General features: G+C 41.1%; 9 protein-coding genes and 6 pseudogenes. 9 read left to right on the forward strand and 6 right to left on the reverse strand.

Annotated elements, in window-relative coordinates:
• A partial coding sequence (locus B088_RS06870; RefSeq protein WP_018107681.1) for a transposase family protein occupies nucleotides 1–344 on the reverse strand: 344 nt, incomplete at its 3' end.
• 596 nt (nucleotides 345–940) lie between these two features.
• Here B088_RS06870 and B088_RS06875 point away from each other — a divergent pair.
• A pseudogene (locus B088_RS06875) lies at nucleotides 941–1,183 on the forward strand (Arm DNA-binding domain-containing protein); the annotation flags it as partial.
• Nucleotides 1,179–1,313: pseudogene (locus B088_RS08480) on the forward strand (tyrosine-type recombinase/integrase); the annotation flags it as partial. The pseudogenes B088_RS06875 and B088_RS08480, both read left to right, overlap by 5 nt.
• Before the next feature lie 64 nt (nucleotides 1,314–1,377).
• Here B088_RS08480 and B088_RS06880 read toward each other — a convergent pair.
• The 3 genes and pseudogenes from B088_RS06880 to B088_RS06890 all read right to left on the reverse strand — a co-directional run bounded on the left by B088_RS06880 (nucleotide 1,378) and on the right by B088_RS06890 (nucleotide 6,093).
• A complete protein-coding gene (locus tag B088_RS06880) occupies nucleotides 1,378–3,063 on the reverse strand; it encodes an alpha/beta hydrolase-fold protein (RefSeq protein WP_018107683.1) in 1,686 nt (561 codons plus the stop codon).
• A gap of 136 nt (nucleotides 3,064–3,199) precedes the next feature.
• Entirely contained in the window at nucleotides 3,200–4,171 is a 972-nt protein-coding gene (locus B088_RS06885; RefSeq protein WP_018107684.1) for an IS30 family transposase, read from the reverse strand.
• 518 nt (nucleotides 4,172–4,689) lie between these two features.
• A pseudogene (locus tag B088_RS06890) lies at nucleotides 4,690–6,093 on the reverse strand (DUF3945 domain-containing protein).
• 176 nt (nucleotides 6,094–6,269) lie between these two features.
• Here B088_RS06890 and B088_RS06895 point away from each other — a divergent pair.
• From B088_RS06895 to B088_RS06910, 4 genes are all read left to right on the forward strand, one after another.
• A complete protein-coding gene (locus tag B088_RS06895) occupies nucleotides 6,270–6,482 on the forward strand; it encodes a helix-turn-helix transcriptional regulator (protein WP_018107687.1) in 213 nt (70 codons plus the stop codon).
• Nucleotides 6,479–6,775, forward strand: coding sequence for a type I restriction-modification system subunit M N-terminal domain-containing protein (locus B088_RS06900; RefSeq protein ID WP_018107688.1), 297 nt, complete (start codon nucleotides 6,479–6,481; stop codon nucleotides 6,773–6,775). The genes B088_RS06895 and B088_RS06900 overlap by 4 nt, the downstream gene beginning before the upstream one ends.
• Nucleotides 6,776–7,096: 321 nt before the next feature.
• Nucleotides 7,097–8,791 carry an ATP-dependent nuclease gene (locus B088_RS06905; protein WP_018107689.1) on the forward strand — a complete coding sequence of 565 codons (1,695 nt, stop codon included), beginning with the start codon at nucleotides 7,097–7,099 and terminating at the stop codon, nucleotides 8,789–8,791.
• Nucleotides 8,781–10,250: a 3'-5' exonuclease gene (locus B088_RS06910; protein ID WP_018107690.1), complete on the forward strand. Its 1,470-nt coding sequence runs from the start codon at nucleotides 8,781–8,783 to the stop codon at nucleotides 10,248–10,250. The genes B088_RS06905 and B088_RS06910 overlap by 11 nt, the downstream gene beginning before the upstream one ends.
• Before the next feature lies 1 nt (nucleotide 10,251).
• Here the strand turns inward: B088_RS06910 and mobC are convergent.
• Nucleotides 10,252–12,242, reverse strand: a pseudogene (gene mobC / locus B088_RS06915) (conjugal transfer protein MobC).
• A gap of 298 nt (nucleotides 12,243–12,540) precedes the next feature.
• Here mobC and B088_RS06920 point away from each other — a divergent pair.
• Both B088_RS06920 and B088_RS06925 read left to right on the forward strand, forming a co-directional pair.
• Nucleotides 12,541–13,194: a hypothetical protein gene (locus tag B088_RS06920; protein ID WP_018107692.1), complete on the forward strand. Its 654-nt coding sequence runs from the start codon at nucleotides 12,541–12,543 to the stop codon at nucleotides 13,192–13,194.
• The gene (locus tag B088_RS06925) at nucleotides 13,191–13,955 is read left to right on the forward strand and encodes a DUF3307 domain-containing protein (RefSeq protein WP_018107693.1); all 765 of its coding nucleotides are present in this window, start codon (nucleotides 13,191–13,193) and stop codon (nucleotides 13,953–13,955) included. The genes B088_RS06920 and B088_RS06925 overlap by 4 nt, the downstream gene beginning before the upstream one ends.
• A 155-nt stretch (nucleotides 13,956–14,110) precedes the next feature.
• On the opposite strand, the pseudogene B088_RS08785 reads toward B088_RS06925, so the two are convergent.
• Nucleotides 14,111–14,509, reverse strand: a pseudogene (locus B088_RS08785) (relaxase); the annotation flags it as partial.
• A 96-nt stretch (nucleotides 14,510–14,605) separates the two neighbouring features.
• Between B088_RS08785 and B088_RS06935 the strand changes: the two are divergent.
• Nucleotides 14,606–14,838: pseudogene (locus B088_RS06935) on the forward strand (ISAon1 family transposase N-terminal region protein); the annotation flags it as partial.

Below are 14,838 nucleotides of genomic sequence, written 5' to 3' on the forward strand. Positions count from 1 at the left end.
GTCTTCCCATCGATGCAGATATGTTCTCCGACAGAGCTGTACACCTCTAGGAGCCAGGACTTAAATGCATTGTGGAACGTGACAGGCGATAGGGTCTGGAAGACGGCGCAGAACACATCGTGCGAGGGTGTGTACCTCCTGAGTACCTTTCCCGAAATCTTGAAATAGAGTTTCCTCAAGTCCTTCTGATGAATTTCGGCATAGTCCTCCATCGCATGCCACGAGGTTTGGTTGCACATCATCGTGCAAAAAGCCACAAGCAAAAGGTAATCAATGGGATAAACCAGATGATTTCCTTTCCTGAACTCAGGAATGAGAGAGATGACCGAGAGCAAATTATTCATACCTAATAACGCTTAAAAAGAGAGACAAACGATTGATTATCAGGTATAAAGGTACTAATAATTCACCGGGTGCACAAGCTTAACGCTCTGATTTTCAGACGTTTTTCTTGTTTTTATTCAGCGAGACCTCGGGCAAATCCAAAAACGTCACCCCTGCCCACCCTCCCTCTGGCAGAAATCTAATACCGATATTAGGCGCGACTAATACCGATATTAGAGATCACTAATACCGGTATTAGAGTTTTCTTTTACCGGTAAAAGAATTTCCCCAGAGGGGAGGGGGAACTATTAGGGGGAAGGGCATTAGGGAGAGAATTGCGGGTAAGTAGATGGAAATGGGAGGGATTTGCACGATATCTCTGTGATTTGCGCTGCGAGGTAAAGTGCAGAAAGCGTGGATTTGTGCAGAAGTGCCGTTACCAAATCGTTAGCCCATTCTCCGAATGGTAACGAAGAGGTAGGAGCAGGTAACTGACGGAAGTGTATTCGGTAAGTGAACTCTCTGTATTTCTGGGGCTGTTGCTCTGATATACAACGCTTTGCGTAGCTGAGAACGCTTCGGTAACGGGTAACTTTGCCTATAGAAACAGAAGCGTATGCAAACAGACAAAATGAAGGTGTTACTCTACTTGAAGAAGAGCGGATTGGACAGGTCGGGACTAGCTCTGATTATGGGGCGGATAACTTACGGGCGAACGATAGCTCAATTCAGTTGCAAGCTGTCGTGCGACTCCAGGTTGTGGAATGCTCGTGAGAGCAGGCTGAACGGCAAGAGCCGTGAAGCTGTGGCAACGAATGGCAAGTTGGAACGCTTGCTACTATCGGCGCAGTCGGCTTATGCTAGAGGCTGGTGTGCCTATCGAGAGCATTGCTAAGATGATGGGGCATTCGTCTATTGCCAGCACGCAAATCTACGCCCAAATCACCGACCAAAAGATTGCAAAGGACATGGACAGGTTGATACGATAATAGAAAGGATAAGGCTAAACAAAAAGAACTTACTCCATTTTTGTGAAATAAGTTCTTTTTAGGTTTATTGTATGTGAATTTGATTTATCCAAACTTGAATTCTATCTTGGCTTGTATTGAATCTCTGCAACATAAAATCCGTGTCATATTCAATCCGCTTATTAAAACACAATTTCCCATTTAGATATATCCGTACATTCTTTTCTGTATCTATCATTTCTGGAGATATGTTCACCGAGAAAGATTTTATACAAGAGGTTTCTATTCTGAAGACATTATCATTATACTTTGCTATTATCTTGCCTGATTTACGAGGGAAATCAAAAGCCATTTTATTCACATCTCTAACAACAAGACTATCCTTTTCGTTATATCCTAACCAATGATTAATTTTGAAGTTCTTTACTATATGCCAGTCTTTTTTCACTGCTAACGTATCGAGCTTAATATTTGAAAGCCAATCAATCTCTCCGTAACATTCATCGTCAAACTCCCAAGATATTTCTTTGGGAAAAGGATTTCTTTGTCGCTCAAGAAGGTCCGCAAATATAATTTCATAGGCAGACTCTGATTCATCGAATTGAGGAAATTGGTGTGGAAACCCATTGTAGCGATATTCTTTGTAATCGGCATTGATACTATTCATCAGTTGAGTGAAATCGTCATTTGCATTAGGTGGATAGTAGTAATCCTCATCTGTTGAGATATTGATAAATGAACGATTTTTAATATTCTCTACAAAAGTTCCTCCTGTAAAGACTTTAGGATAAGTATTGAAGCCGTAGAACCCTGCAAATAAAGTTGGCTGTTTCATTAAATACGAGAAAGAACCTGTTGCCCCATTAGAATGTCCTGAAATAAACACTTTATCATCATCTACATTGAGTGCCTTTTTGACCAGTGTAACTATCTTAGGAATTATAAAGAAGCCGTTATCGGGAGTCATCCAATTGAAGTCTCTACTACCTTTTGGAAAGACCAATATTACATCATTCCTTTCAGCGTACTTCGTGTAATATCTATTCCAATCATACAGCACCCAAGAAGCAAGTTGATAATCAGACAACCGATTATATCTAACTGCTCCATGTAAAAAGAATAGCAGAGGATAGCTCTTGTTAGGGTTGTATTTTGGGGGAAGATGTACAAAAAATGAAGTTTTGACCGAATCATTTATTGCAAATGAAATAGAGTAATTCTGGCTTTTCTTGGGTAAATATCCGTCTTTCTTTCTGATTTCTTCATATAGAGTTTTCCCATCTTTCCCTTTTTGTGGCGGAACATTATTGGAAGCATAAAATTCCTCTTCATTTACGCTCAGTTCTTTATAAAATGTTTGTTTGGCTTCCAGGGCTTTTTGTCTCAAATCATTCCACCTTACATCTGAGAGCAAATTCTTATACTCATTTTCAGACGCATCTCCAAGGATATAACTCCAGTTCGGTTCCAAAGGAAGAGTAGGCTTTAGCTCAAATAAAAGAGTTAGATACTTGAAAGCCTTGTCATACTCTTTTAGGTCGGATGAAAGAACTGAAGCCTTGTACAATCCAACTTCATCTATACTGTCAGGAAAAAGAAAAAAGGCATGCTCGTACATATCAAGAGATTTTTTGTAGCCTACGGCATCTTTCGCCTGCCACATAGCTTCCAAAGCCTCTTCCGTTAGTTTGGAATAATTCTCTTGCCCATGTAAAGGAATACATACAAACACATAAAAAAGGATGATATACTTTAGTTTTCGTTGTTTCATATTGAGTCTTCTTCCTCCTTTGTTTTCTCTTCCGAAGTCGGAGGATTTCGCTTGCGGAAGTTGTTGCTTTGTCCTGATAACGCAAATGTACTCGATTTATTTCGAAAGAGATACCGAGCAATTGCGAGACGTAGATTCAAGGACGAAGTGCAACAGGGAGGAAGAANGGGGCGAAAAGTTTGAAAGGGGAAATGTACTCATGTTTCTTCCTGGGTCTGTTGTTGAGTAAAGTCTGGATTTCAAATAGTCGATCGTCATCGAAGTCAGAGAGATCAGATTTTTTAGGGATGTATTGTCTGATGAGTTTGTTGGTATTCTCGATGGCCCCCTTTTGGCAAGAAGCGTAGGGGTCGGCAAAGAAGACCGGAATACCGAGCACACGAGTAATTGTGTCGTGATCTCTAAATTCAAACCCGTTGTCGGTAGTAATAGTCTTGAGTTTATCCTTATAGGGGAGCAAGAGCAAGATAGCTGCTTTAGCAGCTGCCGCCGGATTAAAACCTCCATCAATTTTCTTGATGAAACACATGTTGGTAGATTTCTCGACAATGGTAAGGATGGCAGACTTCTGTCCTTTGGCAACAATGGTATCCATCTCAATGTCGCCAAATCTCTTCCCATCGACCTCCGTAGGTCTCTGATGGATAGAGACTCTGTTAGGGATATGAGCGGCAGAAGATTTCTTGTAAAGACCTCTACTCCGATGTTTGAGCTTATGACGACAGTTAAGGTAAAGGGAGCCGCCTCTAGCCTTATTCTTCCTAATCCATTGGTAGATAGTTTCGTGAGAGATGCTGATCCCTTCCTTCCGAAGAGTACCGGATATCTGCTCTGGAGACCATTGGTACTTAGTTAGTAAGGTAAGCACCTTATAGCGATACCTCTTTTTTGTCCGTCTGTTTCGAGCTGATCGAGCCCTGCTTTCCCGAGCCATCTCATTGGCTAGGGCAGGGATGTATACTCCTGTTTTCGAGGAGTTTCTCTTTATCTCTCGGCTGACGGTAGAAGGACTAACTCCGATTAGACGTGCAATCATACGGAGTGGCACGTTCTCCTTAAGTCCATTCTTAATTACGTACCTTTGTGATGAAGTGAGTTGCTTATACATAAATAGAAATATTTGGGACAGTGTAAAAGTAACTCATTTTGAGGAGACTTCGGTCTCCTCTTTTCATTTGGGGGGATCGAAGAGGTGAGCCTGGTCGACGCGAGAGTCCCCCTCCACCCCCAAAGGGGGGATGGGGGCGGGGGACTCTCGCCAAACTTTTTCCTCTAGTGTTGCACTTCGAAGTTGAACCTAGGCCCCTGGGATAATACATAAAATCATTTGTTATTCAACTATTTATTTGTAACTCTGCGCTTGCTATTACTCGCACTTTATGGGGAGTATTTTCAGGCTTTTGTATAATCAGTTATATGCTGCCTCTATTGGTAAGTTTTACTGCAGATTGTCTTACAATTTTAAGTTTTACAAGAAAGGAGATACAGCTTATGGATTATATTGTATTGGCTCTTGGGGTTGTGGCAGATAAAGACCTTTATTCATAAAGATGATTATTCCCAAAACATATAGTGACTAACCCCACTGCCACCACATACGGAGACTCGCAAAAGCGAGTCTCTTTTTTACATCTTGCGTCCGCGACGCTGTTGCTTCTTTTCGTCCTGCTTCTGCTGTTGGGGTGCAGTGGGTTGTGTCTGCCCAGACTTGAGAGGCTCCTTGATATACTTAGTAGCCTCATTGGTCTTGCCGTGATTATTTACGGCTACCTGCGTCTTGTGTTCTTCCGCCACAGCTTCGACCTTTCCCGTCCCTTGCTTCTTGTCAGGGTTCCATTTGTAGAAGCGTGGTCGATTCTGCTCTTTGTCCATACGGACATAGGCATTGAAGGGTTGCCCCTCTTTATCGATCATGTTTTTGAGGTAAAGTGTGCGACCGTTGTCTAAGGCTTCTCGATGCTTCTCTGACAGTTCTAGACCACAAAGCTTGCGAGGTGCCTTGCCTTGTTGACGATCTTGTCGCTGTTCCTGACGCTCTTTGAGACTCATATTCTCTCCGAAGATGAACTCAATGCCTTTTTTCTCTGCATTGACCTGAAGCGTAGCATCGAAGGACTTGCCACTCTTAGCGGTCATACCTTCTACTTTCACCGCTTTGCCCTCAACTAGATCTTTGTATTGTTGGTCAGAGAGCGTGACGCCTTTGATCTCTTGAGGAATGCTTACACGGTCGGCACGCAAAGCGATAATCTCGTTGGTCTGTGGGTCAATGGAGACGTAGGCTGCAAAAGGCTCTCCGCTCTTGGGTGTTACTTCAATGGTTTTACCGAGATTGGCTGTCGCGGGTAGTTGCTCCTTCTCTTCGGGTGAGAAGTTGTAGCCCATATAGGGATAGTCGAGCTGTGGCTCTTTACGCATAGCGTGTATGGCTAACCCGATATTGCCCTCATTATCTGTACGGAAGGCAAGGCGAGCCTCTGTGTAGATAGTTGTATCTTCTACGGGGATGGCTACGGTCACGAGGTTGCTCTTCTGCCAGTTGAGCATCTTCTATAGCTCACCATTCTGCTCTAACCGATCACGGGAGAGTCCGAGATTGTCGAGCATCTTCCAGTCTACCTTTTCTGCATCAATGGCTGTGCTCTTCTTCTGCTGTGGCAGATAGTCTTCAAAGGGTACACCGACCTCTGCCAACTGCTGTCTGCTTTCGGGAGTCTCTCGGCTTTGGAGCAGAGTACGCAGGTTATCTATGCCTTGCTCCACATTGTTCGCCACCACCTTGTATAGCCCGAAGTGGGAGGGGTTATTGAACTGCTTGAGAAAGTTGGTCATGAAGTTCTTCAGCAGTCCATCCTTGCTGTTGAACTTTAGAAATGCAGCCTGATTAGCTTCAAGAGGCTCAGTCGTTTTGAGCTTGCCCTTATCATCAATGCCCGAAACAATAGTGAGCTTCCCCGCTTCTTGCTGATTCTTTACCTCGGTGCGGTCCTCTAAGACCAGCACATAGTTGTCATTGCTATTTGCTTCCATAAATCACTCTATTTGATTTGAATAATACCTTTCAGATAGCAAATATATATGCAGGAATAATATGCGTGTCAGGCAAAGGAACTTATAGGAAAGCAAGGGAAATAATAGGCAATATAGATAAGATTGCGTACATTTGCAGGTGTAAAAGATGATGTTAAAAAGAGAATAACCAAAGCATGCAGGTGATAAATCGCATTAAAGTAGTATTAGCGGAGCAGAGACGAACCAATAAGTGGCTTGCTGAGCAACTAGGGAAATCAGAGAACACCATCTCAAAGTGGTGTTCCAATAAGGCACAACCATCCATTGAAACCCTTGTCGAAATAGCAGAAGTCATGGACGTTGAAGTGAGAACTCTCATATGCCCTTCCAAGATAGATAAAGAATGAACAAAAATCAGTTAGCCAGCAAGATATGGGCATCTGCCAATAAGATGCGTTCGAAGATAGAAGTCAATGAGTATAAGGACTATATACTCGGCTTTATCTTCTATAAATTCCTATCAGAGCAAGAGGTTAAATTCCTTTTGGAAGAGGGGTTTACTCCAAAGGATATTTCCGATGAAATTACCGAAGACCATCCTGAGAATGTGGACTGGCTTCAAAATCGTGTAGGTTATTTTATTACCTATGAAAACCTCTTGAAAACTGCGAACAACGAAAAGGCGACAGCACTATTTTGAGCGTCAAAAAGGAAAAAGCTTACGACTTTTCGAAGTAAGTCGAATGTTGTATAAGTATATGCACAAATACATTTTAGAGGGGTAAACATCATCTAGCAGTAGAAATATATGATACGAAGTTGTCGGAGTTGTTGCACAAGATAGCCAGAAACAACATTTGTGTACTTTGGAAAGGAACAACTATGATTACACATAGAAGAGTATAATTCTTATTGAATCCGTATGCTTAAGGGTGATAATCCCGTTCTAAAGCTCTATCATTCAATCTAAAGAGATCACACAGACATTTCATTATAACCATATAACTAGACCATTGATCATATGGCACGTATTTATTCTCTGAAAATAAACAACTACCGAGGCATACAAGACTTCTATCAAGAGTTTGGAGATACAAATTGTGTGTGTATTGTCGGCAGAGGAGATTCTGGCAAAACCACAATATTGGAAGCCATTAAGGCAGTTTTATCCCCTGCGTGGAACTTCAACTTCACTGATATAGATTTTTACAATACTGATGTAGAAAATCCTATCATCATAGAAGCAGTGGTATTCAATCTCCCTAACGAACTACGAAAAATCAACAAGTACGGGACTCATTGTCAAGTCATAAAAGGAGGAAAGCTAATAAATAACCTAGTATCAGATGATCAAGATTCGTCTCCTGAGGATCTCGCATTAAAAGTACGACTTTATGTGGATAAGACATTAGAGCCAAAATGGTCTATTGTATCTGATCGTCCTAACTTAGAGGAAATGCCCATTAGTGCCAAAGACAGAAGCCAATTTAATATGCTTATGGTCTCAGATACTTCAGATGCACATTTCTCATTTCGGAAAGGCTCCCCTTTGTTTTCTCTGGTTTATAGTAAGTTGGCGGGCGAATATGATGATTTTAATGCAGTGACCACATCAATCCTAAGAAGTGCATATAATGAGTTGCAAAAAACTCCTTTAAGCGCATTTAATGACTGTCTTGATGGTTTATTGGATAATATAAATGAAGTTGGGCTTGATTTGAAGGGACTTCAAGCGAAGTTTGAATACAATCCTTATGCATACAACGAAAGTGGAATCACCTTACATAACGACTCTATTCCATTTCGACTATATGGAAAAGGAGCAAAAAGACTCTTGTCTGTAACATTGCAAAATAGCAATGAGGAGAGTGAGGGAATTCTCTTAGTTGATGAAGTAGAGCAAGGATTAGAACCAGACAGAGCTAAAAACCTAACTCAAATTCTGATAGGACACTCAGGATTAGGACAGGTATTTATGACAACACATTCTCGTGATGTTATAGTAGAACCAAAGCCTAATCAAATTTTCCTTATGCGGTCAGGTGCAAAAACCTTACAGTCATTTCCTAAAGATATACACAAAATCATAGAGCTTCAGCCTGAAGGGATCTTTGCGAAAAGAATAATCTGTTGCGAGGGAAAAACAGAAGTTGGAATCATACGAGCTTTTGACAAACAGAACAACCATAAATTTGCCTCTAAAGGAATAGTTCCTATTGACTGTGGAGGCAATGACTTGTTTTATCTAAGAGCTTTACAATTCAACTCGGCAGGCTATGAGACACTGGTTTTTTGTGATAATGACAATGAAAATAGGAAAATCCTAGAAAGGAAGTCAGAGGCAGAAAATGCAGATATTCCAATTTCAATTTGCGAAAGGGGCAACTCTATTGAACAGCAAATTTTCAATGATTTACCCTGGGAAGGCGTTCTCCAACTCATTGATTATTTAGAAGACAATGATTGTAATGTGAATTGGCCAATTAATGGATATGAGAATTTTGACAAGATCCGGAAGGCTAGTATAGATAGCCAACAATACATTAGAAGAATACTTGGCGACCAAGCAAAAAGTAAGTTGGCTTGGTTTAAAGAAATTGAAGGAGGTGAATGTCTTGGCAAAGTATGGTTTGACTCCCTTGAGGAGATGGATAGAGACAAGTCCCTTTACTATCAATATCGAGAAATAATGGACTGGGTAAATAATGGATATTAATTTTGACTTGCTTTCTAACGCTGAAAAAATAGCTGTTCTAAGCAAACCATATATTATGATTGAAGCTCCTGCAGGCTTCGGAAAAACTCATACTATTTGTGAATGTATAGAACTATTGCCAGATGATCAAACCCAATTAATTCTAACACACACTCATGCTGGAATTGCTTCTCTTCAACAAAAACTCGAAAGTAGAGGAGTACCCCATCATAAATACAGCATAGAAACCATCACAGGACTTGCCCAAAGAGTAGTCTTGTCATTTCTGATGAATAAACCCACCTACAATCAAAATGACGGAACTAACTATTTTCCATATATCATTCAAACAGCAACGGCTATAATGGATTCTTGTCTTATCAAAAGCATGTTTACCTGTAACTTTAATGGGATGTTTGTAGATGAATATCAAGATTGCACTAATGACATGCACAATTTTCTAATGAAATTCATCAATCTCTTTCCAATAAGAGTACTTGGAGATGAGTTGCAAGGCATCTTCAATTTCGGAAATAATAAAACCGTTAATTTTAGTCAATTGAAGAAAGTCGAGAAATATCAGCTATCTACTCCTTGGAGGTGGAGAATTGATGGCAACAACAGAAAGTTGGGTGAATGGATTCTACATGCTCGCAAAGCCCTAACAAACAAAAGTAAATGTATTAATATACCATTCAAAAATTATGAAAGCTACGGTGTATATTGCTATGCTACTCCAGGCTGGCAAGAAAAAATAGAGTTAATCAAACAGTTCTTATCTGATGCGGAAAAAGAAGAGATGAGTATTCTTATCCTAACATCAACCTTTCTAAATGCAAATAAGAGAGCTCAGCTAAAAGCAATTATAGATCAAAAGAATTCAATTGCCCTTATTGAACCCTTTGATGAACAATCCTATTACCAAACGACCTTGTCTATTGACAATATTGTCAATAGACAGACATGCGAACCCCATAGTTTCATCAAGATACTTTCTGAGCTTTCCTTTACATCAAAATCCATAAATGAATGGTTCAACAAAAATGGCAATCTCATCCAAAAAAGACAGCGAACACCGCTTTGCGATACATTCTCAACAATGACAAGTGAAATACACAGCAACCCATCATACAAAAACATTTATGACTTCTTGAACTTTTTCAGATTTACTGCTAAAGGTAAATGTTTGCGCCACAATCTTTTCCACCAAGTAATAAAGTCCCTTGACCTAGCTCATCAAAATGGGACAACTGCCTTAGAGGAAATGACTACACTAAAAAACAAAGAAAGAAGAATGGGGAGAAAAGCAGAAATGGCAAATATAGGCACAACCCTTCTCACAAAAGGGCTAGAATATGACATAGTTATTATTGCAAATTCTGAAGAATTAAAAGACCGCAACAACTTCTATGTAGCTATTTCTCGAGCATGTAAGAAGCTTTATATTTTGTCTACCGAGAACAAGTTTTCTGTTATGTAATTCATTCTTTATTGAGGTGAGAGAGTGAGGGGGTCGGATTTGATGCGAGTGATTTCGCTGTCCTCGAGGGCGAGGACTTCTTGTTTGACTTGGCGGTAGTTGGCTTCGATGGCTTCCTGGAGACTGTCGGAGCCATTTTCGTTTGCAAAGTCTGCTATGATGGTGATAGGATGGTAAGCTTTCGTTTCAGCAGAGACCCTGGCAACATCCACAACGATTTCTGCGTGGAAGATTTTCTGATCGATGCGTTCATCGAAATTGCCTGAGACAGCCCCAACGAACATACCTTGTGTAAGGTTGCTAATCTTACTTGCAGGAATCAAGCTATCCATCTGCATAGATATAGATGTGGACTTGTCGTTACGATTGATGGTCATGGACTGCCGCTGCTGAAGCACTTTGCCGAAACGCTCGGAAAGCGTCTTACCCGTTTCTCCCACTACTTGTCCACTAAAAATATTACCCACAGTGTTCTGTATCACCTTACTCTCTTTATCACCATAATCGCGGGTCAGCTGAGAGAAGTCCTGAAAGCATAGACACACAGCGACCTTGTTACTACGAGCTGTGGCTGTGGCTATCAGGTTATCAAGACCACGAAGGTAGATGGTCGGCAGCTCATCTATAATCACCGAGCTTTTAAGTTGATGCTTCTTATTGATGAGCTTCACAATGCGACTATTGTAGAGCCCGAGCGCAGCCGAATAGATGTTCTGTCGGTCGGGGTTGTTCCCTACCACAAGCACTTTCGACTCATTAGGATTGTTGATGTCTAAAGAGAAGTCATCACCCAATACAATGCTGGTGAAATCATTCTTGACAAAGGAATCTTCGCTGATGCTATCTGCCCCTGCAACTGGTCTTGTGCTCCACCCTCCCAAGCGTCCATAAAAGGAGAAAGGTAGTTCGCCAGCTCATCGTAAGAGGTAAGTATCGGGAATATCTGGGCATACGGTCGATTCAAGAATTCTATGGCATGTGGAAAGGTGCAATACTTCCCCTCCTCGTATATCTTCAAAAACCAAATGATAGCTGCAAGCAAGATAATTGGAGACTCTACGAAGAAATCACCCTGCTTCTGAATCCAGGAGCGGTTCAGATTGAGCATGATGGTGTAGGCACTCTCGTATGCATCTGATATATTCGTCATAAAGGCTGGATTGATGGGATTACAGCGATGCGACTTACGAGGGTCATAAAAGTTTATCACAAAGAACTGTGGTCGTACCTTATAAGCATCCAAATGGGTACGTAAATGGTTATAGGCAATCTCCGATAAGTCAGGGGACTTGTAGTCGTAGATGTATACCGCAAAGCCTTTCTCAATCTGCTGCTTGATGTAGTTATTCACGATAGCGAAAGACTTGCCCGAGCCAGGCGTACCCAAGACCATTGAAGCTCGAAACGGATTGACCACATTGATCCAGCCATTGTTCCATTTCTTCTTGTAGTAAAAGCGTGTCGGCAGATTGACCGAGTACTCGTTCTCCATCAGTCTCGTCTCCTGCATAAAACTCTCATTCTCCGTATTGAACACATCGTCCATTAGATTGTTTTTCAGCAGGCGACTCATCCATACGCCAGCCATCAGCAGGCAGATATACCCCACAGAGACTGTGAAGATGTATAGCGAAGCTGCACCAACGACTCCAATCGGAAGTGCCAGCAGCCACCAATTGAGGAAGAAAAGTACAAACCCAATTGCTAAGACCGTCCAAATCTTAGCCCAAGTAATCTTCTCTTCCTTTACACCACGAGTTCCTAAGCAAGAAAGAGTACACAAAAGAGCTTCGTCCATAGAATCGAGGAGAAGAGCCCCGCTGTCCGTTGAAAGTTCATCAGAATCTTATCTAGTACCGAAAGCGTCAAGCTCCAAGAGTGGAATGCTTCGTAGCAAAACCAGTAACAGTTAACGAGGAGGAATAGTACAGAGATCCCTCTCATAAAGTCCATAATCTTGCCCAATGCTCTCAAATCATCTTCTTGTGCCATAATCCATCTACAGACAGTTTCTTTTTGCAACGGTCTCATTGTAGCAAATATACATTGAGGAGGAGTACAGGCGAAGATTGCATTAAATCATAGGATATATGGGGAGTTTCGGGGAAAGATTGATGCCCTTTTCTTGATATATATGAGCTTTACACCAGACTCTATCCACTCAAAAACAACTGAGATCACTTGACTCTCGCAAATCAATCGAAACGAATTGATTTCTAAAATTCAATCGGATTTGATTGATTGGAGAATTGTTGTTACCTTTGTTAGGCACAAGAATAGATGTCGTCATATGAAATTAAGAGGGGTGATAACAGGAGATGTAGTTGGTTCTTCTAAAATAATAGGCGAATCAAGAGATAAATTGCTTCTTTCTATAGGAGAAATTATTGACAATTGTAAGAAAAAGGACTCATTGTTAAGGATGGAGTTTTATAGAGGAGATAGCATTCAGATTATTTCGTCTCATCCTGAAACAATGGCTCATCTATCTGTGTTGCTCAGATCAAAGGTTAAAAGTTGCTCACCTCAACGTAATGATCTATGGGACATACGTTTATCAATAGGAATCGGTGATGTTTCATATAGTTCTGAAAAAGTAGCTACATCAGATGGAGAGGCATTTCAACTATCTGGACGGAATCTAGACAGCATAGGCAAAAGGAGACTCACTGTAACCACGATCTGGGATGAAGTCAATGAAGAACTCGAATTAAGCACCGCATTCTTAGATGCCCTTATTACTGATTGGACAAAGTCTCAGTCGGAAATGATTTGGAACTATTTTCTGAACCCAGAAAAAACTCAAGCAGAAATAGCCCAGTTACTGGAAACTTCCACTCAAAATGTAAGTGGTCAATTGATTAAAGCCAAATACAAATTAGTCGAATTATATATCAATCGCTTTCAGGAACTCATAATATCCCACAATTCATCAAAGGCATGATTTATTTATTCAAACTGTTATTTGCACATATAATAGCAGATTTTCTGCTTCAACCCTCCACTATGGTTAATGCGAAACAGAGTAAGAGTTGTTATACCTCTTCTCTTGCATTATTGATTCATAGCCTAATACACGCCGTTCTTGCTTATGTCATAATTGCTATATGGTCAAATTGGTTGATCCCTTTAGTCGTTTTTCTTAGCCACCTTATCATAGACTCAATAAAGATTAAGGTTCCCCAATGTGGTATTATTACTAAGTCTAAAGCTACGCTCTTTATCATAGATCAGTTGGCACATATATTGGTGCTGGGTCTACTCAGCTATTTCATATTCCTAAAACCAGATAAAATCCTTGATATGGATCAATTATTCAACAATCTCAATCTTTGGATAATAGCGATGTCATACTTACTCGTATTAAAACCATCATCTATTCTGCTAAGACAATTTCTCGAAAGATGGACACCTTCAAAGGGAACTGAAAGTGAAGAATATGACTGTTGGGAGGATAATAATAGTCTACAATCTGCTGGCGTTTGGATTGGCTACATAGAAAGGGTTATGATATTGACCTTTAGTTTTCTCAATTATTTTGAAGGTATTGGCTTTTTATTGGCAGCGAAATCAATCTTTCGTTTTGGGGATCTAAAAGAACCCTCAGAGGTCAAGCATACAGAATATGTACTCGTAGGAACATTAGCTAGCTTTGCGATTGCGACCATTATTGGAGGAATAGCTTTCACACTTACTCGTATATAAGATAAGACTTCTCGTATATAGTTTAACCACAAATAAAGAGCTGCAACCTCCATAAGTCGCAAAAAACTTTCGCTCTTGCAATATCACACTTGTAACACTGATGTCTAATACATCTTCACGCCACATTGTAGGTGTTCTGAAGTATTATGACGAAATCATCGATGTTTTCCTTTGAGCCGAATACGATTTTGTCTGCGAAGCTTCCGTTGCCAAGCCGCCTCTTTCCAATCATCATTGCTACTCCCGAGTGGAAGGTCCCCGACAATATCATCTTCCAGCTCATCGACAAGGTTGTCTCCATCGTCCGCATCTGACTGTAACGGTTGAACAGTTGGGACTTCTTTCAATTGAGAAGAAGAAGTGCCATACAATGTTTCATCCATTAATGGATTGTAGGTCGGGTTGGAGAGGTAGGTATTAAATGTATTGGCCGAGTACCCCTTGCCTAGTCGAGAGCCATTGAGTGCAATGCCATTCGCATCGTCTATGAACGTAATATCATAGATACGCCCGCTCTCATTCTTTCGGAGAACTATTCGCAAGCCTTGTTTTTGGCTAATTCGCATTTTGATGTGCTGGGATGGGGCGTAAAAAGAGATTACCTTTGTTGAGGAGACAACAGATAGTAGATGAGGAAGTAGTTAGAGCATATGGAAACAGCAGAGATAAGGGAGTTGATTTCGGCCTTTGTCCCGGAGGAGATCCTCCGGGACTTCGAGCTGAAGGAGGTGAAAAAGGAGTGCGGGGTATACCGGCTCTATATGGACGAGAAGGACGACGAGAGCCATTATCCCCCTGAGCTGTCGGAGGCGAAGGAGGTGGTCCGATGCGGCTACATGAATCCCTGCGAGATCCAGACCTTCCCCATAGCCGGTCGCGAGGC

Source organism: Porphyromonas bennonis DSM 23058 = JCM 16335 (genome assembly GCF_000375645.1).
GTDB classification, from domain to species: Bacteria; Bacteroidota; Bacteroidia; order Bacteroidales; family Porphyromonadaceae; genus Porphyromonas_A; species Porphyromonas_A bennonis.